Origin of the sequence: Paraburkholderia sp. Tr-20389, from assembly GCF_017104565.1 — a bacterium.
Taxonomy (GTDB): Bacteria; Pseudomonadota; Gammaproteobacteria; order Burkholderiales; family Burkholderiaceae; genus Paraburkholderia.
The window spans coordinates 21,650-47,996 of sequence record NZ_JAAGPD010000043.1; the positions used below are offsets into that span (position 1 = coordinate 21,650).

21 protein-coding genes and 1 pseudogene are annotated in these 26,347 nt (G+C 60.4%); 16 read left to right on the forward strand and 6 right to left on the reverse strand.

The window, feature by feature from the left end; genetic code table 11:
• The first annotated feature begins 937 nt into the window (after positions 1-937).
• The 3 genes from G3N95_RS31555 (at position 938) to fumC (ending at position 5,306) form a co-directional block, all read left to right on the forward strand.
• Complete coding sequence (locus G3N95_RS31555; RefSeq protein WP_205974008.1) at positions 938-1,897, forward strand: bile acid:sodium symporter family protein; 960 nt, start codon at positions 938-940, stop codon at positions 1,895-1,897.
• Between the two features lie 232 nt (positions 1,898-2,129).
• Positions 2,130-3,818, forward strand: a complete 1,689-nt coding sequence (locus G3N95_RS31560) for a phospholipase D family protein (RefSeq protein WP_205974009.1) — start codon at positions 2,130-2,132, stop codon at positions 3,816-3,818.
• An 87-nt stretch (positions 3,819-3,905) separates the two neighbouring features.
• On the forward strand, positions 3,906-5,306 hold the full coding sequence (gene fumC / locus G3N95_RS31565) for a class II fumarate hydratase (protein WP_205974010.1): 1,401 nt from the start codon (positions 3,906-3,908) through the stop codon (positions 5,304-5,306).
• Positions 5,307-5,375: 69 nt separating this feature from the next.
• Here the strand turns inward: fumC and G3N95_RS31570 are convergent, their stop codons facing one another.
• The 4 genes from G3N95_RS31570 to G3N95_RS31585 form a co-directional block, all read right to left on the reverse strand.
• The gene (locus G3N95_RS31570; protein WP_205974011.1) at positions 5,376-5,882 is read right to left on the reverse strand and encodes an acyl-CoA thioesterase; all 507 of its coding nucleotides are present in this window, start codon (positions 5,880-5,882) and stop codon (positions 5,376-5,378) included.
• A gap of 99 nt (positions 5,883-5,981) precedes the next feature.
• Positions 5,982-7,073: a helix-turn-helix domain-containing protein gene (locus G3N95_RS31575; protein WP_205974012.1), complete on the reverse strand. Its 1,092-nt coding sequence runs from the start codon at positions 7,071-7,073 to the stop codon at positions 5,982-5,984.
• Positions 7,074-7,104: 31 nt separating this feature from the next.
• Positions 7,105-8,361, reverse strand: coding sequence for an MFS transporter (locus tag G3N95_RS31580; RefSeq protein WP_205974013.1), 1,257 nt, complete (start codon positions 8,359-8,361; stop codon positions 7,105-7,107).
• Positions 8,362-8,499: 138 nt separating this feature from the next.
• Complete coding sequence (locus G3N95_RS31585) at positions 8,500-8,640, reverse strand: hypothetical protein (RefSeq protein ID WP_205974014.1); 141 nt, start codon at positions 8,638-8,640, stop codon at positions 8,500-8,502.
• A 189-nt stretch (positions 8,641-8,829) separates the two neighbouring features.
• On the opposite strand from G3N95_RS31585, the gene G3N95_RS31590 reads away from it, so the two are divergent.
• Both G3N95_RS31590 and G3N95_RS31595 read left to right on the forward strand, forming a co-directional pair.
• Complete coding sequence (locus G3N95_RS31590) at positions 8,830-9,543, forward strand: helix-turn-helix transcriptional regulator (RefSeq protein WP_205974015.1); 714 nt, start codon at positions 8,830-8,832, stop codon at positions 9,541-9,543.
• Positions 9,544-9,696: 153 nt separating this feature from the next.
• Complete coding sequence (locus tag G3N95_RS31595; RefSeq protein WP_205974016.1) at positions 9,697-12,318, forward strand: DUF6600 domain-containing protein; 2,622 nt, start codon at positions 9,697-9,699, stop codon at positions 12,316-12,318.
• 85 nt (positions 12,319-12,403) lie between these two features.
• Here the strand turns inward: G3N95_RS31595 and G3N95_RS31600 are convergent.
• Positions 12,404-12,613, reverse strand: a pseudogene (locus G3N95_RS31600) (thymidylate synthase); the annotation flags it as partial.
• Positions 12,614-12,844: 231 nt separating this feature from the next.
• Between G3N95_RS31600 and G3N95_RS31605 the strand changes: the two are divergent.
• The 9 genes from G3N95_RS31605 to G3N95_RS31645 all read left to right on the forward strand — a co-directional run bounded on the left by G3N95_RS31605 (position 12,845) and on the right by G3N95_RS31645 (position 22,979).
• Positions 12,845-14,071, forward strand: coding sequence for a tyrosine-type recombinase/integrase (locus G3N95_RS31605; protein ID WP_205974017.1), 1,227 nt, complete (start codon positions 12,845-12,847; stop codon positions 14,069-14,071).
• Positions 14,064-16,166, forward strand: a complete 2,103-nt coding sequence (locus G3N95_RS31610) for a hypothetical protein (protein WP_205974018.1) — start codon at positions 14,064-14,066, stop codon at positions 16,164-16,166. Before G3N95_RS31605 ends, G3N95_RS31610 begins: the two co-directional genes overlap by 8 nt.
• Position 16,167: 1 nt before the next feature.
• On the forward strand, positions 16,168-18,033 hold the full coding sequence (locus G3N95_RS31615) for a tyrosine-type recombinase/integrase (RefSeq protein WP_205974019.1): 1,866 nt from the start codon (positions 16,168-16,170) through the stop codon (positions 18,031-18,033).
• Complete coding sequence (locus G3N95_RS31620) at positions 18,026-18,517, forward strand: hypothetical protein (protein ID WP_205974020.1); 492 nt, start codon at positions 18,026-18,028, stop codon at positions 18,515-18,517. The genes G3N95_RS31615 and G3N95_RS31620 overlap by 8 nt, the downstream gene beginning before the upstream one ends.
• Entirely contained in the window at positions 18,514-19,347 is an 834-nt protein-coding gene (locus G3N95_RS31625; RefSeq protein ID WP_205974021.1) for a thymidylate synthase, read from the forward strand. Before G3N95_RS31620 ends, G3N95_RS31625 begins: the two co-directional genes overlap by 4 nt.
• Before the next feature lie 337 nt (positions 19,348-19,684).
• A complete protein-coding gene (locus G3N95_RS31630; RefSeq protein WP_205974022.1) occupies positions 19,685-20,371 on the forward strand; it encodes an ImmA/IrrE family metallo-endopeptidase in 687 nt (228 codons plus the stop codon).
• 131 nt (positions 20,372-20,502) lie between these two features.
• A complete protein-coding gene (locus G3N95_RS31635; protein ID WP_205974023.1) occupies positions 20,503-21,483 on the forward strand; it encodes a toll/interleukin-1 receptor domain-containing protein in 981 nt (326 codons plus the stop codon).
• A 142-nt stretch (positions 21,484-21,625) separates the two neighbouring features.
• Positions 21,626-22,474: a hypothetical protein gene (locus G3N95_RS31640; RefSeq protein ID WP_205974024.1), complete on the forward strand. Its 849-nt coding sequence runs from the start codon at positions 21,626-21,628 to the stop codon at positions 22,472-22,474.
• A 136-nt stretch (positions 22,475-22,610) separates the two neighbouring features.
• Positions 22,611-22,979: a helix-turn-helix domain-containing protein gene (locus tag G3N95_RS31645; protein ID WP_205974025.1), complete on the forward strand. Its 369-nt coding sequence runs from the start codon at positions 22,611-22,613 to the stop codon at positions 22,977-22,979.
• 65 nt (positions 22,980-23,044) lie between these two features.
• Here the strand turns inward: G3N95_RS31645 and G3N95_RS31650 are convergent, their stop codons facing one another.
• The gene (locus tag G3N95_RS31650) at positions 23,045-23,545 is read right to left on the reverse strand and encodes a hypothetical protein (RefSeq protein ID WP_241019057.1); all 501 of its coding nucleotides are present in this window, start codon (positions 23,543-23,545) and stop codon (positions 23,045-23,047) included.
• Between the two features lie 366 nt (positions 23,546-23,911).
• Between G3N95_RS31650 and G3N95_RS31655 the strand changes: the two genes are divergently transcribed.
• Positions 23,912-24,538: a hypothetical protein gene (locus G3N95_RS31655; protein WP_205974026.1), complete on the forward strand. Its 627-nt coding sequence runs from the start codon at positions 23,912-23,914 to the stop codon at positions 24,536-24,538.
• 32 nt (positions 24,539-24,570) lie between these two features.
• On the forward strand, positions 24,571-26,166 hold the full coding sequence (locus G3N95_RS31660; RefSeq protein ID WP_205974027.1) for a hypothetical protein: 1,596 nt from the start codon (positions 24,571-24,573) through the stop codon (positions 26,164-26,166).
• Positions 26,167-26,347: the final 181 nt, after the last annotated feature.

A 26,347-nucleotide genomic window follows, 5' to 3' on the forward strand; every position in this document is an offset into this window, starting at 1 on the left:
GCGCTGACCGTTTTTTTTCGCTGGCATCCGCGTTGTGTCTCTGGTTTGCTGGCGTTGCCCCTGTGCGGGGCGGCACTTACTTTCTTTGCCGCCGCAAAGAAAGTAAGCAAAGAAAGCGGGCTCACACCGCCAGTCCTTGTTGTTGCCTGCGGGCCCCCAACGGGTCCCGCACTCCATACGGCAACACTTTGTTTTGCGCTCGTTGCCAGCGCCCTGAACAAGCGCATCACCCACTCCAATCACCCGCAGGCAGCCCGCGGCAGCGACTTGTCAGCGCCGCCCAGGTGGCAAACGGTGTGTAGGCAGTCGCACCGTACGCGTTCGCGATCCTACGACACCGATCCCGCTTTTCAGTCCGGAGTGGTGCACTTCCATCGCGACGGCCTACACACCGTTTGCCACCTGGGCGGCAGTGGACCTCCTGCTAATGCAGTCCGTGACGCGGGAGTGTGAAGCGGGTGATGCGTGCAGGTAGCCCGCTGGCAACGGGCGCAAACAAGTGGGTTGCCGCGTGAAGCGTAAGAACCGTCGGGGGCCCGCAGGCAAAAACAAGGACTGGCGGTGTGAGCCCGCTTTCTTTGCTTACTTTCTTTGCGGCGGCAAAGAAAGTAAGTGCCGCCCCGCACAGGGGCAACGCGAGCAAACCAGAAGCACAACGCGGATGCCAGCGAAGGCGAAGGCGAAGGCGAAGGCGAAGGCGAAGGCGAATCCCAAAACCCAAAACCAAACCGGCAGAGCCAAGGAACAGAACCAGTAAAATGGCAGTCCTGGCGGCGACCCAAGCCGCCCCCTCGCGTGACGAGTGCCCCAAAAGGGCACGCCAAACCGCCTCGGCAGTTCACACACCGCGCGCTTCGCCGCCGCATAACGGCATAACGGCATAACAGCATCCCGGCCTCAGCCAAACAAACACCACAACCACAAAGGATCGCCCCACATGCTCGCCCGCATCACCCGTCTTTTCCCCCTGTGGGCCGTGCTGGCCTCGCTGGCCGCCTACTTCTCGCCGTCCTCCGTAACGGGCATCGCCCCCCACGTAACGACGCTGCTGACGATCATCATGCTGTCGATGGGCGTCACGCTCTCCATCGATGACTTCCGCCGCGTCTTCACGCGCCCCGCCCCCGTCGTCGCTGGCATCGTCCTGCATTACCTCGTGATGCCGCTCGCCGCCTGGGTCATCGCGAAAGCACTCCACATGCCGCCCGATCTCACGGCAGGCATGGTCCTCGTGGGCAGCGTCGCGAGCGGCACGGCATCGAACGTGATGATCTATCTGGCGCGCGGCGACGTGGCACTGTCCGTCACGATCAGCGCACTGTCGACGCTCGTCGGCGTGTTCGCGACGCCGCTGCTCACTCGCCTCTACGTCGATGCGTCGATCGCCGTCGACGTCCACGGCATGCTCATGAGCATCCTCCAGATCGTCGCGCTGCCCATCGTCGTCGGCCTCGTCGTCAATCATCTGTTCGGCAAGCTCGTGCGCAAGATCGAACCCGTGCTGCCGCTCGTGTCGATGGTGTCCATCCTCCTGATCATCGCGGCCGTGGTCGGCGGCACACAGAAGAGCATCGCGTCCGTCGGCCTCGTGGTCGCACTGGGCGTGGTGCTGCACAACGGCATCGGCCTGCTCGGCGGCTACTGGGGCGGTCGACTGCTCGGCTTCGACGAAGCCGTCTGCCGCACCCTCGCCATCGAAGTCGGCATGCAGAACTCCGGCCTCGCCGCGACGCTCGGCAAGCTCTACTTCACGCCGATCGCCGCGCTGCCGGGCGCACTATTCTCCGTCTGGCACAACCTGTCGGGCTCGATGCTGGCAGGCTACTGGGCGGGCCGGCCGGCGAAGGGCTCGACGGCACAACAGGAAGCCGACGCGCTGGCGCGCGAAAGCGTCTGACACCCCCGTTACCGCCTCATGCCGCGCGCTTCGCTCTGGCGCGCGGCGCATCAAACCCACCACGCTCGATTAAAGCCTTCCACCCCCAGCGTCGTACAAAACGGGCACGCTCGTTGCGTAGCCCGTTGTGTCGGTATCCGACCCGCTTTAGCGTTTCCTCGTAGAATCGTTCGGGTCGCTATACAGGCGATGCCACGACACTCATCGATGCCGCTCAAGTGGAGGAACCAGCGTGTCGGCTCATAATTCGAACGACGCCGCCGCACGGCGGCACCGACATCAGCAACGCAGCATTGCCATCTCGCGCAACTCGCCCGGCCCGCTGCTCTCCCGCGCGTTCGCGCTCTTCGTGTCGGCGCTCCTGCTGACGGCCTGCGCGACGCGCCCGCCCGCCACCGCGTTCGACCGCCCGGTCACGCACGCGCTGCCCGCTACCGATGCCACGCCCCTCGCCGCCGCGCTCGCACCGTCCGAGCGGACGCATCCGGGCCAATCCGGTTTCCGCGTGCTGGCCGACGGCGCCGAGGCGCTGCAGATGCGCATCGCGCTCGCGCGCTCGGCGACGAAGACGCTCGACATGCAGTACTACATCGCCGAAGAAGACACGACGGGCAAGCTGCTGCTCGGCGCCGCGCTCTACGCGGCCGATCACGGCGTGCGCGTGCGCATGCTGGTCGACGACCTGAACTTCAAGGACATCGACCGCGTGATGGCCGCGCTGAACTCGCACGACAAGATCGAGATCCGCGTCTTCAACCCGTTCGGCAGCTCGGAGACCAGCTTCTATCAGCGCAGCCGCAACTTCTTCACGCAGGTCGGCGCATTCACGCGGCGCATGCACAACAAGGCGATGATCACCGACAACCAGCTCGCGATCGTCGGCGGCCGCAATCTCGGCGACGAATACTTCAGCGCGAGCCCGACACTGCAGTTCCGCGATATCGACGTGCTCGCGGCCGGCCCGATCACAGCCGACATCTCCGCGAGCTTCGACGCGTACTGGAACGACAGCAACGCGTATCCGCTGCGCGCGCTGAACAAGCAGAAATTCGATCCGCACGATCTCGACGAGATGCGCGACGAGTTGCGCGCGCACTGGCGCAAGAACGCGGAACCATACAACGCGAAGCCATTGAACGCGACGCCGCTGGCCGCGCAGATCGCGAGCAACGAATTGCAGCTGGTGTGGGCGCCCGCCGAGTTCAAGGCCGATTCGCCCGAGAAAATGAAACTGCCCGCCGATCAGTACAAGAGCCCGCCGATGCAGCGGCTCATCGAACTGATGCACGACGCGCAACGGGAATTTCTCATCACGTCGCCGTACTTCGTGCCGCACCAGGCGGGCGTCGACGCGCTCGGCGCGCTGGTGCAGCGCGGCGTGAGCGTCAAGGTGCTGACCAATTCGCTCGCCGCGACGGATGCGGTCGCCGTGCAGGCGGGCTACAGCCCGTATCGCGTGCCGCTACTGGAACGCGGCGTGCAGTTGTACGAGTTCAAGCCGACCCAGGGCACCGAACCGCCGACGGCGGGCCTGTTCGGCTCGCAATCGAAGGCAAGCCTGCATGCGAAGACGTACGTGATCGACCGCACGACGCTCGTGATCGGATCGATGAATCTCGATCCGCGGTCCGCGCATCTGAACACGGAGCTCGCGCTCGTGATCCACAGTCCGCCGATCGCGCAGCAAGTCGCCAGACTGTTCGACCAGGCGACGTCGCCCGGCGTCAGCTATAGCGTGACGCTCGCGACACCGGCCGAGCTCTCCACGCTGCGCTACTCGGCGACGCCGCAATCGAAGCTCGTCTGGACCGACGAAGAAAACGGCCAGATCCGCCGCTACAACCTCGATCCCGGCGCGGGCTTTTACCGCAATGCGCTCACGGGTCTATTCTTGTTGCTGCCAGTCGACGAGCAGTTGTAGCCGCGCAGTCATACGGCGCAGTCGTGGAGCGCGTACTGCGCCGCTTTCCCGGAAGCCTTCCGATCACCCAGTCAAGCGGAGTAGAACATGACCGAAGATGTACGCATGGAACGCGATACGTTCGGCGAAATCGCCGTACCGAACGCGAAATTGTGGGGGGCGCAAACGCAGCGTTCGCTGCAGAACTTCAAGATTTCGACGGAAAAGCAGTCGCCTGAACTGATCACCGCGCTCGCGATCATCAAACGCGCCGCCGCCGAAGTGAACCTGAGCCTCGGCGTGCTCGACGCGACCAAGGCCAAAGCGATCATGGCCGCCGCCGACGAGATCATCGAAGGCAAGCACCCCGACGAATTCCCGCTCGCGGTCTGGCAGACGGGCTCCGGCACGCAGACCAACATGAACCTCAACGAGGTGATCGCGAACCGCGCGAGCGAACTGATGGGCGGCGAGCGCGGCGAAGCGCGCCTCGTGCATCCAAACGACGACGTGAATCGCGGGCAATCGTCGAACGACGTGTTCCCGACCGCGATGCACGTCGCGGCGGCCGTCGGCATCGTCAAGCATCTGCTGCCCGCCGTGAAGACGCTGCGCGACACGCTCGATAAAAAGGCGAAGGCGTTCGCCGATATCGTGAAGATCGGCCGAACGCATCTGCAGGACGCGACGCCGCTCACGCTCGGCCAGGAATTCTCCGGCTATGTGGCGCAACTGGATCAGAACGCGAAGCACATCGAGTCGACGCTCGCGCATCTGTACGAACTCGCGCAGGGCGGCACGGCCGTCGGCACGGGCCTCAACGCGCATCCGAAGTTCGCCGGCGACGTGGCGGCCGAGATCGGCCGGCTGACGGGTCTGCCCTTCGTGTCGGCGCCGAACAAGTTCGAGGTGATGGCGGCCGCCGACGCGCTGGTGTTCGCGCATGGCGCGCTGAAGACGCTCGCCGCGAGCATGATGAAGATCGCCAACGACATCCGCTGGCTCGCGAGCGGCCCGCGCTGCGGCCTTGGCGAGTTGTCGATTCCCGAAAACGAGCCGGGCAGCTCGATCATGCCGGGCAAGGTGAACCCGACGCAATCCGAAGCGGTGACGATGCTGTGCTGTCAGGTATTCGGCAACGACGTCGCCGTGAACGTGGGCGGCGCGAGCGGAAACTTCGAACTGAACGTGTTCCGGCCAATGGTCGCGCACAACGTGCTGCAGTCGGTGCGCCTGCTCGCCGACGGCATGCACAGCTTCAACGACAACTGCGCGGTCGGCATCGAGCCGAACCGGGAGCGCGTCGACCAGTTGCTCAACGAATCGCTGATGCTCGTGACGGCGCTCAATCCGCACATCGGCTACGACAAGGCCGCGCAGATCGCGAAGAAAGCGCACAAGGAAGGCACGACGCTGAAAGCGGCCGCCCTGGCGCTAGGCCATGTGACGGAACAGCAGTTCGACGAATGGGTGCGTCCGCACGACATGGTCGGCAACGCGGAGCGCTAACGCCCTTCCATCCCCTCGTCAGGATGCTCTCTCTGCTGTGATTGCAAGGAGAGCATCCGTATTGGCGTATCACACCTTGCCCTGCGCCACTTCCTCGGGCTTCAGGTCGACGATCGCGTCCAGTGCGGCCTTCACGTCCATCGCGTAATGCGCGAGACGCTTCTGCTCGTCCGTCTGCGGCACGAACGACGGCACGGGCACGGGGCTGCCGTTCTCGTTGACGGCGACCATCACGACGAGGCAATCCGTCGTTTGCAGCAGTTCACCGCCCTTCGGATCGCCCGCATGGACGGACACGTGGATGTGCATGCTGGTGCGTCCCGTCGCGACGACACGCGCGCGCAGTTCGACCAGGTTGCCGACGTGGATCGGCCGGCGAAAGCGGATGTTGCCGACGCTGACCGTCACGCAGTAACGGCCCGACCAGACGGCCGAGCACGCATACGCGGTCTCGTCGATCCATTTCATCAGCGCGCCGCCGTGCACCTTGCCGCCGAAGTTGACCGAGGTCGGCTCGGCGAGAAAGCGGAACGTGGTTTCTGAACGATCCAGCGGCGCGGCGATTGGCGTGCTCATCTTGACTCCCGTCAAACAGCTATCGAAAGGAGGCGATTATACGAGCGCAATAAGGCTGCCGCTGTGGTATCGGCACGCAAGCATCGCAGCGCGCGCGGTTCAGCGCAGCGCCGACGCGAAACGTTCGCGGTAATCGAGCGGCAGCACGCCGAAACTGCGCATGAACGCACGCCGCAAGTTCTGCTCGCTGCCGAACCCGCAATCGAGCGCGATCCGCTTCAGCGGACGGCGCGACTCGGCCAGCGCCCGCGACGCCGCCTCCAGCCGCATCGCCGATACCGTCTTCGCGGGCGTCCGTCCCACTTCGTCGACATAGCGGCGCGCGAAGTTGCGCGGACTCATGCGCGCCTCTTCGGCAAGCCGCTCGACGGACAGATCCCCGTTCAGGTTCGATGCCATCCAGCCATGCAGGCCGTCGAACGCGCCGCCCGCCGACGTCTGCGCCGCGAGCGCAGCGCTGAACTGCGACTGGCCGCCCGGCCGCTTGACGAACACGACCAGCCGCCGCGCCACCTGCATCGCGACAGGGTGCCCGTAGTCTTCCTGAATCAGCGCGAGCGCGAGGTCGATACCTGCCGTCACGCCCGCCGACGTCCACATCGAACGTCCGTCGTCGCCCGCCCTGCCCGGCAGCGGCTCGCGGATGAAGATCGGCTCGGCGTCGACGTGCACGCGCGGAAAGCGCTCGGCAAGCCGTCCGGCATCGCGCCAGTGGGTGGTCGCGCGGCGCCCGTCGAGCACGCCCGCCGCGGCCAGATAGAACGCGCCCGTGCAGACCGAGCAGACACGCCGCACGTGCGGCGCGCGCCGTGCGATCCAGTCGATCAGCGCGGGCTGCAGCGTGCGTGGATCGTCGACGGGAATACCGGGCACGATCAGCGTGTCGATGGCTTCGTCGTCGAGCGCATCGAGCCGCTGCGTGACGACGGGCAAACCAGGAAACGTGTCGAGCACGCCGCCGTCGATCGACGCGACCGTCGTGCGATAGGCAACCGGCTCGCGCGATGCCGGCGAGGCTGGAGGCACGCGCCGCGCATCCCGCACCGTCAGTTCCGCGCGATGGAAAGCCTCCAGCGGACCGCAGGCGTCGAGCAACACCAGTTCGGGTGCAACCGCGAAGACGACATGGCGAACCTTCGGCGCGGGCGGATCGTTGGCCAGCGGGCCGGTTTCGTCGGGCGTGTCGCTCATTGAGTGGTCCTGATTCGTTATCGGTTGGCGTTCACAGGTTCGATGCCGCCGCCATGCGCTTGCCCGACCATGCGAACGTGAGAGTCGCGAGCGCCGCCAGCGCGAGGAACGGGAAGATCGCCGCGTTGATGGCCGCCCAGCCGAAGTGCGCGAGCATCTGCCCCGCGCACAGCGAGCCGATCGCGGAGAACGCGAAGGTCGTGAACTCGCTGGTCGCCTGGGTCTTCGCGCGCTCGGATGGCCTGTACGACTGCGCGAGCAGCGTCGTGCCGCCGACGAACATCAGGTTCCAGCCGACGCCGAGGCACGCGAGCGCCGCGTAGAAATGCGGCAGGTCGGTCGAGCGCAGCGCGAGCACGCCGCACAGCGCCGACAGTACGATGCCCGCGCCGATCACGCGCAGCACGCCGAATCGCGCGATCAGACGCGCCGAGAAAAACGACGGCGCGAACATGCCGACCAGATGCCACTGGATGATCTGCGCGCCATCGCCGATGGAGTGTCCGCACGCGACGGCGGCGATCGGCGTCGCCGTCATCACGAACATCATCACGGCGTAGCCAAGCGCATTGTTCGCCAGCGCGGCGACGAAGATCGGCTGGCGGACGATCGCCCGCCACGGACGCGCGGGTTCGCGGTGCGCCGCGGCGTCCACGTGCGGCGCGGCATCGCGATAGAGACCGGCGACGAGCGCCATCGACAGCAGGCCGAGTCCCGTGACGAGCGCATAGGAACCAGCGAACGCGACGGGCGCCAGCCAGTCCTTGCTCCACGCCGCGAGCGCCGGCCCGAGCACGGCGGCCACGACGCCGCCTGTCAGGACCGTCGAAATCGCGCGGCTCTTGGCTTCGACGGGCACGGCATCGGCGGCGGCGAGGCGATAGTACTGCGCAAAGGCCTGAAAGACGCCGACGGTCGCGGTGCCCGCGCAGAACGCCCAGAAACTGTGATGGAAGATCGCATACACGGAAATCGCGCCGCCCGCCGCGCCGATGCCAGCGCCCAGCAGAAAGCCCGCGCGCCGGCCGATGCGCGCCATCAGGAACGACGCGAAGACGGTCGTCAGCGCGGCGGCGACCGTAATCAGCGAAAACGGCAATGTTGCGAACGACTTGTCGTCGGCGAGCGTGTAGCCGACGAGACCCGTGAGCGTCAGATCGATCGATACCGACGACGTGTAGAGCGCCTGGCAGACAGCCAGCACCCGTGCGGCGCGGCGGCCGTCCGGGTCGGCATGACCTGGCGCGCGAGGGCGTACGGCGGGAGCGGCGGTGGAAGGTGACGGCATCGGAGGCCTCGCGGCGGGGTGGCGATGTCGGCATCGTCACATCGTTCGCCTTGGCAGAAAGGCCAATGATGCATCAATTTCTGCCAGATGCGCGTACGCCGTTTCGCGCGGCGCGCATTGTGTCCGACGCGTGAGGTGTCAGTTGTGGAAGGAGACGCCTTCGTCGATCGTGCCGTACATCGTGATACTGCCCGACCCCGCCGACGACGGCCCCGACCCACCCTGCGCGCAGGCGCTGCACAGAATGGCGACAGTGAGCACGGCAAACAGGATTTTCATGGCTGCGTGGTTCGCTAAACGAAAAAGAGCCTTTTGATTCTAGCCTGGCCGCCGATGCGGGCGCAGATTGCACGGACCGGACTGCGCACCCGAGAATGCATGCGACGCTTCACGACAACCTGAAACATCGAATGCGCGCGGCGCTTAAAGTGGAGCTATGACCAGCGAAATCGACGACGGGAGACTCTTATGGTTGCAGCGCTGCCTTCAGAACCGAATCACTTCCCCGGCTTGAGCCGCATCGGCGCGCTGCTAGCCGATCCGGGCCGCGCTGCGATGCTGTGGGCGCTGATGGACGGCACCGCGCGTCCGGCGGGCGAGCTGACGCTGATCGCGGGTCTGTCGCCGTCGGCGGCGAGCGCGCATCTTGCCCGGCTGACCGATGGCGGGCTGCTCGCACTCGAAGTGCGCGGCCGGCATCGCTATTTCCGGATCGCGTCGCCGGAAATCGCCGCGACCATCGAGGCGCTCGCGAACGTCGCCCAGGCGGCCGCCCCGCAGCAGCCCGTGCCGCGCCCGGCGCGCACCGTGCCCGTCGACATGCGCTTTGCGCGCACCTGCTATGACCACATGGCGGGCGAACTGGCCGTGCGGGTCTACGAACGGCTCGTCGACGGCGGCCTGCTGACCGTCCACGGCGATACGCTCGAAGCGACTGCCGACGGCACGGCGCTGCTCGCCGATTGGGGCATCGACGTGTCGCAGCAACGCACGCGCCGGCGCCGCTTCGCCTGCACCTGTCCCGACTGGAGCGAGCGTCGCCCGCATCTCGGCGGCGCGCTCGGCGCGGCGCTGCTCGATTCGTGGTCAGCGCATGGATGGGTCGAACGCACCGAGCGGCCGCGAATCCTGCGTGTGACGCCCGCCGGACATCGTCATTTCGACGAATTTCTGGCTCATTGATGAACGATTCATCTTACAAAATCACAACGCGCAATAATTTTTGTTACAGCGCCGTCTGGATGGCTTACAAATGAGAGCGCCTTGAAACAGGGGTGGCAGGTAGAGTGATTTCACACGGCGTCGCCTGATGCGGCGCCCGATGGAGCGACAACCATGAAATCACTCACCACCGCCTACGCTCACCCTGCCGCGCGACGCGATGCCTGCCGGACCTCGCTCGTGGCGCTCGCCGTCGCCGGTACGCTGACTGCATTCGCATTGCAGCCGGCCTGGGCGCAGGAAGCGCCGCCGCCCGCCAACTACGCGCAAGGCACGCCGGATGGCGATCCGCCCGGACGCGTCGCGCGTCTGAACTACATGGCGGGCACGGTCACGACCGAACCGGCAGGCGCCTCCGACTGGTCGTACGCGCAGGTCAACCGGCCGCTCACGACCGGCGATCAGTTGTGGAACGACCGGAACGCGCGCTCGGAACTGCACATCGGCTCGACGGCCGTGCGCATGGGCCAGCAGACCAGCCTCGACATCCTCAATCTCGACGACAACAGCGCGCAGCTGAAGGTCGCGCAAGGCACGCTGTCGACGCGCGTGCGGGCGATCGCACCCGGTTCGACGTATGAGATCGACACGCCGAACCTCGCGCTGGGCGTGAACGCGCCCGGCGACTATCGCGTCGACGTCGCGCCCGACGGCAGCAGCACGACTGTGAGCGTGCGCAGCGGCAGCGCGACCGTCTATGGCGACAACGGCCAGGTGCCAGTCGGTGCCGGACAGCAGGTCACCTTCACGGGCACGAGCCTGCAGCAGGCGGCCGCGAACGGCGCGCCCGGCCCCGACGCGTTCGATCAATGGGCCGCGAACCGCGACGCCGCCGAGGACCGCTCGGTGTCGGCGCGCTACGTGTCGCGCGAAATGCCCGGCTATCAGGATCTCGACGCGAACGGCACGTGGCGCAGCACACCGCAGTACGGCCAGGTGTGGGTGCCGAATCAGGAGCCCGAAGGCTGGGCGCCTTATCACGACGGCCACTGGGTCTGGCAGGCGCCGTGGGGCTGGACGTGGGTCGACGACGCGCCCTGGGGCTTCGCGCCGTATCACTACGGCCGCTGGGCGTACGTCGACGACTCATGGGCATGGGTGCCGGGCCAGGAGGTCGTCAGCGCGCCGCCCGTGTATGCACCGGCCCTCGTCGCGTTCGTCGGCGACGGCGGTGGCGGCAGCGACTGGAACGTGAATCTGGCCGTCGGCGGCGTCGCGGCGGCGGGACTCGCGTGGTTCGCGCTCGGTCCGGGCGAGCCGTGGCATCCGCACTGGGGCCGCGATCACGACTGGAGTCCGCGCTACTACGAGCGCGTGAACAACACGGTCATCGTCAACAACCGCGTCGATATCCATAACAACATCCACAACACGTACATCAACTACCGCGCGCCGGGTGCGGTGACGGCGATGCCGGCAGCAGCGTTCGTCCACGGTCAGCCGACCAGTCATTTCGCCCATCGCGTCGATCCCGCGCAATGGCACAACGCGCGCTTCAATGCGGGTGCGCCGGGCATCGCGCCCGTCCAGCAGAGCTTCGGACCGGGGATGCGCAACGCCGCTTACCGGCCGCCGGCGAACGTGATGGCGCGGCCTGTCGTCGGCACGCGCAATCCGGGCGTCCCGGCCGCGTTTCACGACCGGCTGGCGCAGAACTTCGCGCAAGGCGGTCACGGTCGCGTACCGGGTGCGGGCGAGCCGATCGTGCATACGTCCGTGCCGGCGCGCTTCCCTGGACAGACGCTCGGCGGCAATGGACCCGTCGCGAACGTTCGCGTCGTGAACTCGCATGCGCCGGGGCAGATGGCGGGCGGTCCGGGCGCTCAACGCCCGGGCGCTCCGGCGCCGCAGATGGATGGACGCCAGCAAGGCGTGCCGGGACGCGGCTTCGTGCCGGGACAAACGGCAGGCGGGCCCGGCGGTCAGCGGCCCGGCGCCGGCGAGCCGCAGGGCAACGGCCAGCAGCAGCACGGCATGCCGATGCAGGCAGGCAACGGCGTGCCGCGTCCGCCTCAATTCGCGGCGGGCGGCCATCCGATGAACGGCGCGCAACAACAGCCTGGACAAGCCGCAGCCGCGCAGCATCCTGAGATGGCGGCGGGTCAGCAGCACGAGCCCGCGTGGACCCAGCAGCATGCGCCGATGGCGCAGCAACGCAACCCGCAGCAGTTCGGCGCGGCACAGGCGCCCGGACAGCGCCCATCGGCTGCGCAACCGGGACAGCTTGCCCAGCAGCAGCATGAACCGATGCAGCAAAGGCCCGCGAATGCTTTTGGCGGCGGCGCCGCTCAAGCGCAGTCGCCGCATGGGCCGGATTTGCGTGGACAACAGGCGGCTGCACCGGCGCAACAGCCCCAGGCTCAACCGCATGCGGAAATGCGGCCGCAGCCTCAAGCGTCGCAGCAGCAAGCTCGCCAGGAATTCCGTCCGCAACCGCAGCCTCAAGCTCAACCGCGCCAGGAATTCCATCCGCAGCCCCAGCAGCCGCAACAGCAGGCTCGACAGGAATTCCATCCGCAGCCGCAACCCCAGCCGCGTCCGGAGGCTCGCCCCCAACCGCAGCAGCAGGCCCGGCAGGAGTTCCATCCACAGCCCCAGCCTCAGGCTCAACCGCGTCCGGAATCCCATCCGCCGCAACAGGCGCAACAGCCGCATCCGCAGCCACAAGCCCAACCTCAGCCGCATCAGGAACAGCGCGCGACGGGCGGCGGACACGACGAGCATCATCGCGGATAAGCCCGCACCGCCCGGCGCCACAAATGAAAACGCCCACCGCGAATCGCGGTGGGCGTTTTTACATCCGGACGACGAACGGCGGCTGTCAGATCGCCATCGGCGCCGTCAGCGGCTCGTGATGCCGGTAGCCGACCAGCGAAAAATCGGACGGCTCGACCTTCTCCAGCCACTCGGGCTCGTAGACACCCGTCTTCGCGTACTCGGGCACGCGCTCCGAAATCGCGAACTGCGGGCTCTCGTATGGATCGCGGGTCAGTTGCTGCTGCAACATGTCGAGCTGGTTCTCGTAGATGTGTTTATAGAACCAAAAATAAAGTGCCACTGCCAATGGAAACATTAGCTTCGGCCGCGAACAGCAACGCCCTTCAGCTTGTTTAAATAGAACCAAATTAATTGCTCAATTAACCACCACCTTTGTAGCATCCAAATGTGCATGGTTATCGACAACCGAATTGGTCTTACCAATGTGGTCATGCAGTTCCAGTTTTGGCAGGAAGACGCCCCTGTCTGCGAGGGTTAACGCGAGATGAACTTCGGTTTTGAAGCACGATTGATGGCTATTCGAGCCGCTGACGCTGAGTCAACGGTGTTGTCCAGTGGGGATACGATTTGCTGGTCATTTGCCGACAGTGCCTACCCCATATATAGCGTGCTCGACAGCTCTGGGGCCGTTGTCAGAACAATGCACAACTGGCTACGCCACCTACGCGAGCAGGCTGGTCTAACCTACAGCTCAAATACCATTCCACAGTACGGTCGGACGCTCTCATACCTTTGCCGCTGGATGGAAAGGAACCGACCGTTCCCGAGCATAAACGTCGACGAATACGTCAAACTGCTCAGTCGAACAGACCTCGTTCACTGGCTGAATGCCATGAAGGCGGAAGGTGCCGAGAGCCACAACACGTTGCATTCACGCGAGGCCTGTGTGAAGGAGTTCTTGGATTGGTTGACTACGATTGAGGGTGGTCGGATTCGGGATTCTGTCAACTCTCCTTGGGGCCGTGATGGGACACTCGGATACATCACGGCAACACCAAACGCGCGTAGTCCAAAATTTATCTCCGCCGAAATCGTTATCGAGCTCTTGAGTGGCATGCATAACGAATGCGAACGATGTATGTTTCACGCGCAATACGACATGGGGCTCCGCATCGCAGAGTTGGTAGACCTCACCGTCGCTGATATTCCGGATGGTTCACTATACAACTCCGCTTTTGAGTTAATTCCCGTGAGCGTGCAACGCGGCAAAGGGCGAGCTGACCAGCGACCAGAAAAGACTACCCTAATATCCAGAGCCGTCCTTAGGCGGATACATCGCTATCACAATAGCCGCGAGTACAAGCTCGCTCCGGACTGGGACATCAATGACCCTGTCAAGCCCGCCTTTTTGACTGCCAATCAATTGAAATGGAGCGCGCGAAACGCCTCTAAGCAGTTCAAGTCGGCCTTGCGACGAGCGGGACTCAACGATGACATGTCGACGCATTGGATGCGCCACGGCACTGCTTACTCCGTATTGCGGTCCGACATCGGAAAGGACTACCAGGACAGGATGCTACTTATTAAGGAAATGCTTGGTCATAGGAACCTAACTACCACAGAAATATACACACAGATTTCTCCTGCTTTGCTGCAACAGATTACTAAGGCCGGGAAGAAAATCAATCGGCTCTGCGAAGCCGAATTCATACGTGAAAGGACGTTCCTTGGTCCGCTGCAGCATAGTGAAAGGCGCGGCCACCGTGAATAACGAACCAGTACGACTCGCTACTCCTCCAAAGCCAACTTTGGTCGACCCCTACGCACAGATTAAGTGGATGTTTTTCCAGTTGGAGGCCGAGTTCGAGGGAAGCAGTGCGTATCGATTCCATTATGCCTTGAACAAGTATTTGGAGTTTGTAGCCGAAACGAACGCCAACTATCCAGACCTCCTAACGAACAAGCGCTTCTACCTTTCCAAACATTGGGAGGCCGATGCCTTGTTCCGCTTTACCAAATGGCTCACAGGCCAAACTCTGAGCAGTAGAACCCGTTACGCCATCTATAAATCCGTTCGGCAGGTCATGGACATGGCGTACGCGCTACGCGTAATCGATACAGGCATTCATCATCCACTTGTATTCAAAGGAGTGTCCGAAACCAAACAACGTTCCGCGTACGCGATGCCTGAACAAGAAGTAATAAACGCGTCGGTCGCTCGATGGATAAGCTTAGGACACAGTGTCCTCTGTGGCTACATACCGACCAATTTAGGCTTCCCGTATCGCCGCAGGTACCGCTCCACTATTTCGGTCGATAACCAGCTCTTCACCTTGACTGAAGCAGCCAATCGATTCGGCATTAGTCAGAAAAATCTGTCTGCTCGAATCCATGATGGATGGGCGTCACGACAAGCAGTCGGTCTCGACCCACCGCCGCCTCCAAAAACGAAAACCGAAATCATCGTTGAGGGAGTCTACTACCCGAGTATGAGTGCGGCCGCAGCCGCATACGGGTCAACTATTAGCGTAGTAGCTCAAAAAATCCGCAGAGGGTATAGCCCAGAACAAAGCGTGGGAATCGAACCTATCCATGTCTTAAAAGGTGATGACCTAGGGTTGCTTTGGATGTTCGAAAACGAATACGGGTGTAACGCATCGGCAATGTACGATGACTTCTGCAGTAAGCGAAGCCTCGCACAAGAGTGTCCTCGAGAGCGGCTCTTGAAGCTCTTCATGCGCTGGGGAGTCTGGCCGTTTATCGATGACCGCTTGATTATGCCGCTCGCGCTCGAACTCAGCATACTCACCGGACTCAACGTCGAATCTCTCAGGAAACTCAATGTCGACTCCTACCAAGCAGAGCACCCACTGACCGGCCAATCGGCCATAACCCATCATAAGAGACGGTCCGGTAGCCCCACCCGCCCCGAGGAGAGAGTCTTACATGTTCCTCTGCTTGACGACCCTGAGGACTTAAATCTTGATGAGCATGTTGCGAAGAAGGTCGAAGCGCTCTGGGGAATGATTGTCGCTTTAACAGCGAAAATAAGAAGGAACGCTCCCGCAGAGATAGCGAACCGGCTATTCATATTCGAAGATGTCGAGGCGTCCAAGCGGGAGAAGAGACAAGTCATCGTCGGAATCGAGCCGAAGGGAAAAGCGAGAGTCTGGAACCGGCGCTTTGTTAGAGAAGAAGGACTCCTTCGCCATTTTGGAGATGACTTTAGCTTTAATCTCGCTCGCTGTCGGCCCACGCTCGCGACAAATAAGGTCTTAGAGGGAGCAAGCCTCTTCCGCGTGCAAGCAGTTTTGGGGCATAAGAGTATTCAAACGACGGCGACCTATCTGGACGAGCAAAATCTGAGGCCGGCGTTTAATCGAACGGTCTCTGAAGCGCTTGAGCGCATCGCTCAGCGCTCTCGCGATGCTCGTGAGATGGAACAATCGACGCTCTCAGTGGGGCGACCGCAAACAATCACGCCAACTGCCTTCCACGAAACCCTTTCAGGATGCGGATGCTGTGACCCGTATAACCCGAGCGAAGACGTTCGTGCGATTACCCTTCACGTTGAGGGTTCCGTCTGCAAATTTTGGAATATGTGCTTGCGCTGCGACAGTGCAATCGTCACGGAGCACTCCCTGCCCAAGCTCATCCTTTACCGAAATCGTGTAGCGGCAGCGCTTATGGAGGACTCTCCTGCTATCCGGAGCAGGAAGGACCTGTATCGCGACGCGGTCACGCTTATTGACGGTCTGCTTGCAGATGATGTCATCTTTCCGGCCCATGTCGTCGAGAATGCAAGGACTCTCGCGATTGCTATGGACGACATTTTGGTTGACCACCTGATTTATCAAGGAATTTGACATGGAACCGACCCCCTCTTTCCCAAGCGAGGACGATGTCAAAGTTGGGCAGGCGGTGTTTGCAGATGACATGCCCATCTGGTTGGGTGTATTCGGAGCAGACGTTTGGCCCTTTATTGAACCAAACTCTCCCCTTTATCAAGGACCCAGTTCCTCGAGTATCGTCTGGAGGGACTATATCGAGGGGCGCGGTGCAACATATAAACATCCGACCTCTACTACCTCCACAAAGTATCCTGTCTGCCTCACACCCGAGATAGTTTACGACCTCAAGGTTGCGGCTGTTATTCATTGCCGCTTACCGCATCTGATTAAGCATGCGAGGTCGTCCAAGAAGCAACTTGACCCGAAGACCGTAAAAGGTCGCATCAATGACTTGGCAGTTTTTTTCTCATTGCTCATCCGTAGGGCTAACCAGACGTCACAATTGAAGGTCACTCGACTCTCCGAAATCCCATTCTCTCTACTGAAGGAGTCAATCGCTGCGTATCCTGGTCGGGGCGCACATCTTAAGAGAGCGTTAAAGCTCATCTCTGACCCCGTAGTCCAGCGGAACCTCCGGGCCCCATTGCAATGGGGCCTACTTGACATCACTAAGTCTTCAATCAATTGGAGCGAGTCCAAGGATGAAGGTGGCATTCCACCATTATCTGACATCCAGTTTCTGTTCCTTTTGGAATACTGCAAGAAGACAATCGCACGGTTCAAGAGAATCGCCGAAGTCGGCATTCACGATAGAGAGTGTCAATCTTTGTCTGCGTCTCCACAACTGGATGACGCCAAGTTCGACCTATCGAAACTAGAGCTGTACTTTCGAAATCCCAGAGCATTATGCATAAAAAAACATGGCGTCTCTCGCAGCGAGATGAGACAGCTTGTGTACGACGCCCAAATGTGCGCCATGCTTGTAGTCCTACTGTTCACGGGCATGCGCCATACGGAAACCTTGTTTGTCCGCCGCCATTGCCTAAAATTTCAGCATGGGTACTGGTTCCTGAATTCAAAAGAAGTTAAGCATCGCCCCAAGGACACGCCTGTCTGCGAAGGATGGTTAGCAATCGACTTGACACGAGATGCTTATGATGTACTGATGTTCATAACCAAAAGAACCGGCACGCAATACTTGTTCTCGTCACCCCTTAGCAGAAAAGGTGGCGTCGGCTACAAATCTCTCAACTCGATTTTCAATCCGTGGCTCAAAAGAATTGACGAAAAAGGACTCTTCTCAAACTGGTCTTTTTCGATTCATCAGTGCCGCGAAACTCTTGTAGCGCAGCTTGCTAACCAAGAAGTCGGATTGCCGTTCATTAGTATGCAGCTCAAGCATTTTCATAGCCAGTTCTTCACGATGCCCAATGCCGTTACGGCCGGTTACGGCAAGTATCGTGAGCGCTTAATGACCAGTGTGACGAACCGGATAGCGATTGCGAGAGAAAATGCTCTTTTGGACCTCTATGGAGAGGACGCCAAGTTTGCTGGAGGCGGCGGGACGGCGCACAAGGCACGCATCGATGCATTCTTTGCTGGGTTAGGGCTATTCGGGGACACACGTCGCGAGTACATCAAGCGTATGGCCGAGCGAGGAGTGACACTCATGCCGACCAGCATAGGGAACTGCGCAAAGAATTTTATAATCCCAACCGAGAATGGGCCGCCGCCGTGCTACGGAGACTACCAGTGTGACCCAAACTGCTCTAGTCACGTCATTACCGACCGGGCTGCGCACGCGCTCATAGCTCGAAGGCAGCATGCGCTCGAACAGGGTGAACGCGAACCAAGTGGAGACATCAAAATAGTCTGGTTTGGCCTCGTCGAGAAGCTCGACGCACATATCGACAAACTGCAAAAGGGGAATCCCAATGTCTGAACAAAGACTTGATAAACCTGAGCGACGTCCGCACGAGCTGACCAAGCATCTCGACGCCGCATCGATAGACAACGATACGCGTATCATTGAGGCCCTGGCGAGGCTCGAGGACCCCAAAAAACGCGGGAAACTGAAGATTACAGTGTCCTCGATTTGCAAGATAACTGGATTGTCAAGAAACACCATACGGAACAGGGATTGGGCTCTGGGTCGACTTAAATCATTGAAGCAGGCCCTCAAGCAAGGCTCGGTAACCCCGGGTGAGAGCGGCTCTAAGGCAGAGGCAACTGAAATCACGTCGAACGAGTTGCGGGCGCGAATTAAACGAGTTTTGGAACAAAACGCGCTGTTATACGAGGAAATCCTTGCGTTGCGCGACATAATCGCAAAACGGGACGCTCATATTGCCTCCCTGCAGTCCGGGGACAATATTTCGATTTTTCCTCAAAAATCAGCAAAAATAGACAATCGGATGCAAGAATGAAGCAATATTTGGAACTTCTTCACGATATTTTAGAGAACGGCGTCATAAAGGGCGACCGAACTGGAACGGGAACAACGTCTGTGTTCGGCCGCCAATTGCGGCACAACCTGGCGAAGGGCTTTCCCCTCCTAACGACTAAGAAGCTTCATTTCAAAAGCATTGCCAACGAGCTAATCTGGTTCCTGAGCGGCAACACGAACGTTAGTTGGCTCAAAGAGAACGGTGTTTCCATCTGGAACGAGTGGGCTACGGAAGACAACGAGCTCGGTCCCGTTTATGGCAAGCAATGGACCGCGTGGCCGACCAAGGACGGCGGGACCATCAACCAGATTGACTACGTCATCAAGACGCTCCGGGAGAAGCCAAACAGCCGGCGTATCCTCTTCCATGGCTGGAATCCTGAGTATCTCCCGAACGAGTCCATCAGTCCGCAAGAGAACGCGAAGCAAGGTCTCATGGCATTGCCGCCGTGTCACCTGCTCTATCAGTTCTACGTCGCGGAAGGCAGGCTATCGGCTCTGCTGTACATCCGCAGTTCGGACAGCTTCCTCGGCCTCCCGTACAACATCGCATCGCTGGCCCTCCTGACGCATATGGTCGCGCAACAGTGCGACTTGATTCCGCATGAAATTATCGTCAGCATCGGGGACCTGCATGCGTATTCCAATCATATGGAGCAGATTCAGACACAGCTCACTCGAGACGTTCGCGAGCTGCCCAAGCTAAATATCAAGCGCCGCCCCGATTCGATTTACGACTACAAGTTTGAAGACTTTGAAATCGTTGGCTACAACCCGCACCCCAGTATTGCAGCTCCCATTGCTGTCTGAGATGTCTCACAGTTGAATCGCGCGCGGCCCTCCTCACTCCGTGAGAGTGCCGCGCCAGCAGCAGCCAAGCTTCATCCTCCCTTCCCTTCCCCTCCCCTCCCCTCCGTAGTTGCTTCTGCGTCCCTCGGCTTCGCCATTCGAGCCACGGAGCCCCCGCTTCAATCCAGATGAGCAACTCAACCGTGCCCCCAGCCCACGCGCGCGGAAATCGTCGCGCCATTTATTAAGGGTCTGAGCACAATCAAAATCTTGGCAAGAACACTATTAGTTGTATATATTTGCATGTGAAGCACCACATTTGGTGCTATACAACGAAATGCGATTTCGGGGTTCCCACATGCACGACATCGACAAGCTCTCCATCGCGGCTGAGGTGCGACGCTTCCAGTTTGAAATCTGGCAGCGCGCGGGGACCACGCACAGCACCGTCCCGCATCTGCTTCAGCTTTTCCGCCCTGACCACGCGGCCTCGGTGCATAACATCGAGTACGAAGTGACCGCGGGCTCGCTCGGCGTGCACGGGGTCGGCAACGCCCAATACCAGGTAGCCGGGCTGGTCGACGTTCCGCGCTCAACGATTCGTATTGCAGGAAACCTGCCCTACGAGGTTCAGCGCTTCACCGGAGCACACGAACTCGGCCATATTGTGTTGCACCCCGGACTCTCGCTCCATCGCGACCGCCCCCTTCTCGGTGACGCACCGGTCCTCGACCGCCGCGAGCGGGAGGCCAACTACTTTGCCGCGTGCTTCCTTGCGCCGGAGAAGCTATTGCGCCGCGCGTTCAAGCAGCGATTTGGCACCGACATGCTCCACCTCGACGACAACGTAGCGTTCGCTATCGCCGGCAACGGCTCGCAGGACCTTCTCAGGTCGAAAACCGGGTCGCTTGAGTTTCCGCGCGCGGTAGCGACTGCGCGGAAGTGCGGCATTGGCAACCACTTTAAGTCGCTCGCTGAGGAGTTTGGAATGTCGCCGACCGCCATGGCGATTCGCATCCACGAGCTCGACTTGGTCAGCTACTGATGGCGTGCAGCCTGACAGCACGTGGGCTACTCCGCCTCACGCGTTCGCTCAAGCCAAGTTGCCATATTATGGTGACGACGACGGCATAGCCGCTTACAACACGCATCTGAATTTTTTTGCTGGACTACTGCATGGCATCGGTTTTCTTCTCATACACGCACATCGACGAATCGCTGCGCGACCAGCTCGAAATCCACCTCTCGCTGATGAAGCGCGAGGGCCTGATTTCGGCATGGCACGACAGACGCATCGTCGCCGGCGACAACCTCGACGACAGTATCAATGAGCAGCTCGAGAAGGCCGACATCATTTTGCTACTGGTCAGCGCGAATTTCATTGCGTCCGAATACTGCTTTTCAACCGAGATGACGCGTGCTTTGGAGCGGCATAAGACCGGCGAAGCGCGCGTCATCCCAGTCATCCTGCGAGCATGTGACTGGCACAGTGCTCCGTTCGGCAAACTGAATGCGGTCCCGACGGACGGTCGGCCGGTCACCTCTTGGGCCAACCAAGACGAGGCGTTCGCCGACATAGCGAAGTCGATTCGTAAAGCTGTGGCAGCATCAGCCTCGTCGTCCGCACCCAAGGTGAACGCGGCATCGGCAGTGAGAAGCTTGCCGCCTCGGCCCGCAGCCATCGAACCTTCCGTGACCTCGCAACTGCCGCGGTCGAGCAACCTTCGCGTCAAGCATGAGTTCTCAGACCTCGACAAGGACACGTTCGTTTCTGAGACGTTCGACTTCATTGCACGCTTTTTCGAGGGTTCGCTCCAGGAGCTGGAGAAGCGACACGGCCAGTTTCAAGGACGCTTTTCGCGCATCGATGCGCGCCGGTTCACCGCGAGCATCTATAAGGACGGGAAGAGTGTGTCGCAGTGCACCGTTACGCACGGCGGGGCGTTCGGTGGGCACAGCAATCGCGAGATAACATATTCGAACCAGATTTCCTCGCACGCGAACAGCTACAACGAAGCGCTCACGCTCACTGAAGATAGCCAGACGCTTTATCTGAAGCCGATGATGAGCATGGCGCGAGACGTGTCCGAGAAACTGTCTGACACCGGGGCAGCTGAGCATCTGTGGTCGATGCTTATCGAGCGGATACAACGGTAATTTGCGGCAGGCCACCGCGACAATAGCGCCAGATGACGTGCCACGCGCGTGATAACAACAACGCTCCCGCACGTCCTCAAATTTATTCAGGTGCTCTGGCGGCCTACAGCACGTCTCGCGTGAATCGCCCTTGCTATCGCCCATGACCACTCTGACCACGAATGCGAATCTTGCCTTGATGCACAAACAGGCAAGCGATTTCTTGAGCCTTGACCAAGCGGCCCGCGCGCAGTCGGACTGGTTCAAAAGCTTTCGTGACGACAAGGACTTCCGCAGCTTCTTCAAAAAGAAAAAGGTGCTCGCAAAGGGCACGAGTTTGCAGGTCACGGTGATTTCCCAGATTGCCCGCGCGATTGTCGATTGCATCGACGAAGGCGAACCGGACCTAGCTCCTACCGGGTCTGAAGTCAACGACATCATGAAGAGCGCCACAGACCTGGCAACCAAGCTGACTGCCGCGCGCCCTTCCTGGCTTGCTCCGGGCGCCCGGACGCGCGGTTTCCAGGAGCCGCTGCGGACGCTCCAGACGATGCCGTCGATTGTGCCGCCCCGAACTGCAGGCCGCTTGCCGATGACGCAGCGTCGAACGCTGATTATCCGGCTCGCCCATGCCATCTACGAGGCTTGTGACGAAATTCCCATCCGAGTCATTACTGCGGTCGTCGTACGCGCTTGGGAAGAAACCCTGGAACGCCAAGTCTACGATGTGCTGACCGCTGTCGAACGCGTAAGTATTCGAGCGCTCGTCGAAGCGAAGCGCATGAACCAAGCAAACGTTGAGAACACAGCACATCTAGCACTGAGCCGCGCAAGTGTTCCGCGTAACCGTGCGGCGGTGACGCCGGACACGCGGACCGACGCCCAGCGGCTAGCTCAGGCTCTCGAAATCGTGGGCGGCTGCGCAGATGAGACTGCGGCAATCGTGCTTTACGACGCGCTCAGCGTCGCCAGCGCCGAACCTGGGTTAGAGCCGGACTCGACCGAGCAGTGAAAACCTGCGGAAATTGGGCTCGTTTTCTGGCCTATTTCCTCCAGTTTTTTTCGGCTGAATTTGCTTGGTATTTCGGTAGTAGTGTTTCGAGCCGACAGGTGAACAATACGTCCTGTCATAGCTTCCACTGCATCGAATGCAAAAACACATCAAACCGCGGGATTTCCGGTCCTTCGACAGAATCATCGCCACTTGGCCAGACAACACTGCCGAGCATCAGCGTGCGCGCTTGCTGGATGCAATGCGGCTGTGCGCGGGGATTACGACACTGGAGGCCATGCGCTACCTCGACGTCATTGACCCCCGAACGCGAGTGGTTGAACTGCGCAGAGAGGGTTATCGCATCGTCACCTCGTGGGTCTGCCAGCCGTCAGAATGCGGCCGCCTCCACAACGTCGGGCTGTACACGCTTGCCGGCGTCGCAACCGACATCATCACGGGCACGAAAGTGACCCCCCTGACCAAGTCGGGCAGTTCCCAGTTAGTGCTTGCTCTCTGGCACTGACGGCGCACGCAGCGCGGGTTGGGTTTATTCACCGTTCATCGCTTACCAGCCCGCCAACGGCGACCTCAATGAGATGCTCGGCCTCCTGCTTCACGGCCGGCCAGCCCCCCCTGCAATATCCGCACTGACTCTTCGACGTCTTCGTCACAAAGTTGGTAGTCGTCGATGGCAGTAATACCCATCGCAGCCAAGTCGGTCGCGGATGCCTCATCGCTCGAGATTCTGTATCGCACCGCGTCGGCAATCAAGCTGGGTTCGTCCGTTTCGCTATTCAGAATTTCCTCGGCTACCAGGCCAGCGATGCCATAGAGAAAGCTCCAGTTCGCTGGCAAGTCCGGAAAGGGTATTCCGGCCGTCACCGCAGCCCGGCGCATCGTCTCTGGACAGGTCCGAGGACGAAATTGGCCGAACCAGGCGCGCTCGTCCGGGTTCCCGCTATTGTTCTTCCAGACTACCGCATCACCGGCACCGCCAAAGCGCTCGTAGACCGTCTTATGAGTCGCTTCATGGTATGCAGCGGTGCGGAGCTCGCGAGAAGCTATAAGTTCTTCGTTAAGTTCAATCATGTTCGTTGCGAGTGTTGGGTTTGGTCACCCCTAGCGTATAGCTTGGAAAATGGCCAATGACGAAGCACCGCACATTTATGCTCGCAACAACCCGCGCCGTCCTCGCGGCAGACTCGCCGCCGACACTCGGGAATCAAATACCCGCGTAGTTGATTCCGTAGCGCCGCTCTCGATGACAGTTTGGACACAAGGCCATCGCATTCTCAACGGTAGCTCAAGAATATTTCAGCCGCGAGTTGCACGAGCGACAGTGTTCCTCTTAGTATCATCCATCGGGAAGGCTGCCGATAATAACCAAACGCCATCAAAAATAAGCATTCGCTCGACTCCTGATGATGACCATTGAGCGATGCGTAGGAGCTATGCATGACCACAGTCGAAGAACTACTCATGTCTGCCGTTGAATCTAAGAGCGAAGTCGTCATCATTTACAACGGCGGAAGCCACCCGGGGAAGCCAAGACCGATTATTCCTATCGATATTCGAGAAAACTCTGTATTCGCCAGAGAGCCCGGGTTAGCTCGGGAGAAAACTTTCCATCTCAACAAGATTTCCCGCGTGACGCATGCAGACGGCGCAACCGCTGAAAACGTAATGGTGGCTCCAGTTGTCGCTCCGGGCATTCTAACTTGCAGCACATTCGACGAATATGTGGTGAAGCTAAGGTCGCAATATCTTGAGCGGGGCTGGTTTGTTATTCATGACGCAGTTGAACAAAGATTCGGGATTTCTCGGTTCTTGAAGAACGGCGCGCCCCGTAAGAAAGCGGCGATTCAAATAGCATTCGTAGACCGCTCGAAGGAAGTCGTTTTCGACATTGACACCGGCGAGGTAGCTGTGCGAGAAAAGCCACTTACCGGCCGCGAGCGTCCGTGGCGAGTAGACAGCGAGCTTCAACCACAGGGTAAGTCGTTTGCGCGGCTTCAAGATGCTTTCGCGTTCCTCTCCAAGGACATCGACTCTGCCGACCCGAAAGCTCCCGTGGGTAAGTGAGCCATTAGAGCGCGACCAATCGGAGCCGAGTGATGAGCGACAACGGAACCGCAACCGAGACGGCTGGGGCGAAAGGCGTTGGGCATACCCAGGACAATTACAAAGGTATCTTCGATATTTCGGACGCAGATGGCGTAAACGAGTCCGAAAGGCTGTTGATGCGACTTTGCCGTCGGTCTTTTCTCAGTCTCTGGTCGTTCGCCAACCTGCATACAGACCAAGACATGAGGGACGGCCGCGGAAGCGCGAAGGAGTTCGCCGATGTGCTCGTGGTATTCGGGAACGATGTTGTCATATTTTCCGACAAGCACGTCGCCTTCCAGCAGGACCAAGAGCTGTCAGTTGCGTGGAAGCGCTGGTACAAGCGTGCAGTCAGCTCCTCAGCCAAACAGCTACATGGGGCAATGGGTTGGGCAAGCCGCTTTCCACATCGCGTCTATCTTGACAGCGCGTGCCAGCGACCGCTGCCTGTATCCATTCCGGACGCAAGTCAGGCTCGGTATCACCTTGTCGCGGTCACCCGGGGAAGCGTGGAAGCATGTGCGACGCACTTCGCCGGGAGCCGTGGCACCCTCGTCATCAACACTGAGGTCAAGGGGCCGGCGCACGAGAATTTCCCGTTCACGGTGGGCGTGGTCACACCGGGGAAGGAGTTCGTCCATGTTTTTGACGAAATATCGCTTGAATTTGTTCTTCGCGAACTCGACACCGTCTCTGATTTCGTTGCGTACCTCAGTGACAGGAGAGCTCTCCTCGACCGGCCCGAAACTGGTGTCATTGCCCCAGGTGAAGAGCAACTTTTAGCGGCGTATCTGAGAAATGGTGACGAGCTGCGGCGCAGCTTTCTTCCAACGAACCAGCAACACGAGAACCCCGGCCTCATCTTATTCGATGAAAGACAGTTCGAAGGCTTGATGGGGAATCCGCAATATGTCGAGAAGAAGCGCCTCGACAGACCGAGCTACTTCTGGGATGCGTTGATAGAAAATTTCATTCGTCTTGGCGACCCGAACGAACTCGTTCCCTACTTCCACCAGGAAAACGCTGACCTCGAAGAGGGTCTTCGACTCCTCGCTCGAGAGTCGCGCTTTCGACGACGCATCCTTTCGGACGCCTGTGCCGGGGCGTTGAGGTCCGCCCGTGCAAAGAATGCTCGCAATGCGAGACTTTTCACGACAGACCAAGAGCCAACAACCGTATATGTCTTCCTCATTCAGCCCAAGGATGACGAAGACGATTATGCGGCTTATCGGCGGCATCGAATTGCCGTTCTCCATGCGTACACCAAGTGCGCCAAGCTTCGGTTCCCTGAAGGTACAACCTTCATAGGCTTGGCCTTCGACCATCCAAACAAGAACTACCGTGGCTCCTCGGAAGACTTGTTTGTGTTCAATTGCGAGCATTTTAGCGATGAGGACCGAGCCGAGGCTGAGCGCTACCGCCGTGACCTTGGAATCGTGAGGGAGGGCCTAGAGGTCAAGCGTATGCACGCTTCAGAATATCCAGACTTCATCACACGCGCTGACACAGCAGCTCAGGATGCTAAGTTTGCGCAGGCGCGCCAAGAGAAGAGGAAACGCAACCGCGCGAAGATGGCAAAGGCTTCGAAGCGTCGGAATCGGAAATAAGCAAACATGTCGCGCGCGTCAAGGGTGCAATGCACAGCTGGCATCCAATCCTTTAGAAGTGAAGAAAGTATGCTCGAACCAGAGTAGAACATCTCGACATGCCCGGTGTTGCCCGCGATAAGCTCCAAGTTGTGAATCTGCCGGCGCATTGTAGCGAACTTCGAGTCGTATCGGCGGCGCT

Bases quoted from the DNA above. Each gene is read 5' to 3' on its own strand.
- G3N95_RS31580 (WP_205974013.1), bottom strand. From the start codon at position 8,361: ATGCCGTCACCTTCCACCGCCGCTCCCGCCGTACGCCCTCGCGCGCCA.
- G3N95_RS31655 (WP_205974026.1), top strand. From the start codon at position 23,912: ATGACCACAGTCGAAGAACTACTCATGTCTGCCGTTGAATCTAAGAGC.
- G3N95_RS31650 (WP_241019057.1), bottom strand. From the start codon at position 23,545: ATGATTGAACTTAACGAAGAACTTATAGCTTCTCGCGAGCTCCGCACC.
- G3N95_RS31645 (WP_205974025.1), top strand. From the start codon at position 22,611: ATGCAAAAACACATCAAACCGCGGGATTTCCGGTCCTTCGACAGAATC.
- G3N95_RS31635 (WP_205974023.1), top strand. From the start codon at position 20,503: ATGGCATCGGTTTTCTTCTCATACACGCACATCGACGAATCGCTGCGC.
- G3N95_RS31605 (WP_205974017.1), top strand. From the start codon at position 12,845: ATGAACTTCGGTTTTGAAGCACGATTGATGGCTATTCGAGCCGCTGAC.
- fumC (WP_205974010.1), top strand. From the start codon at position 3,906: ATGACCGAAGATGTACGCATGGAACGCGATACGTTCGGCGAAATCGCC.
- G3N95_RS31595 (WP_205974016.1), top strand. From the start codon at position 9,697: ATGAAATCACTCACCACCGCCTACGCTCACCCTGCCGCGCGACGCGAT.
- G3N95_RS31620 (WP_205974020.1), top strand. From the start codon at position 18,026: ATGTCTGAACAAAGACTTGATAAACCTGAGCGACGTCCGCACGAGCTG.
- G3N95_RS31640 (WP_205974024.1), top strand. From the start codon at position 21,626: ATGACCACTCTGACCACGAATGCGAATCTTGCCTTGATGCACAAACAG.
- G3N95_RS31575 (WP_205974012.1), bottom strand. From the start codon at position 7,073: ATGAGCGACACGCCCGACGAAACCGGCCCGCTGGCCAACGATCCGCCC.
- G3N95_RS31585 (WP_205974014.1), bottom strand. From the start codon at position 8,640: ATGAAAATCCTGTTTGCCGTGCTCACTGTCGCCATTCTGTGCAGCGCC.
- G3N95_RS31660 (WP_205974027.1), top strand. From the start codon at position 24,571: ATGAGCGACAACGGAACCGCAACCGAGACGGCTGGGGCGAAAGGCGTT.
- G3N95_RS31590 (WP_205974015.1), top strand. From the start codon at position 8,830: ATGGTTGCAGCGCTGCCTTCAGAACCGAATCACTTCCCCGGCTTGAGC.
- G3N95_RS31555 (WP_205974008.1), top strand. From the start codon at position 938: ATGCTCGCCCGCATCACCCGTCTTTTCCCCCTGTGGGCCGTGCTGGCC.
- G3N95_RS31570 (WP_205974011.1), bottom strand. From the start codon at position 5,882: ATGAGCACGCCAATCGCCGCGCCGCTGGATCGTTCAGAAACCACGTTC.
- G3N95_RS31625 (WP_205974021.1), top strand. From the start codon at position 18,514: ATGAAGCAATATTTGGAACTTCTTCACGATATTTTAGAGAACGGCGTC.
- G3N95_RS31615 (WP_205974019.1), top strand. From the start codon at position 16,168: ATGGAACCGACCCCCTCTTTCCCAAGCGAGGACGATGTCAAAGTTGGG.
- G3N95_RS31630 (WP_205974022.1), top strand. From the start codon at position 19,685: ATGCACGACATCGACAAGCTCTCCATCGCGGCTGAGGTGCGACGCTTC.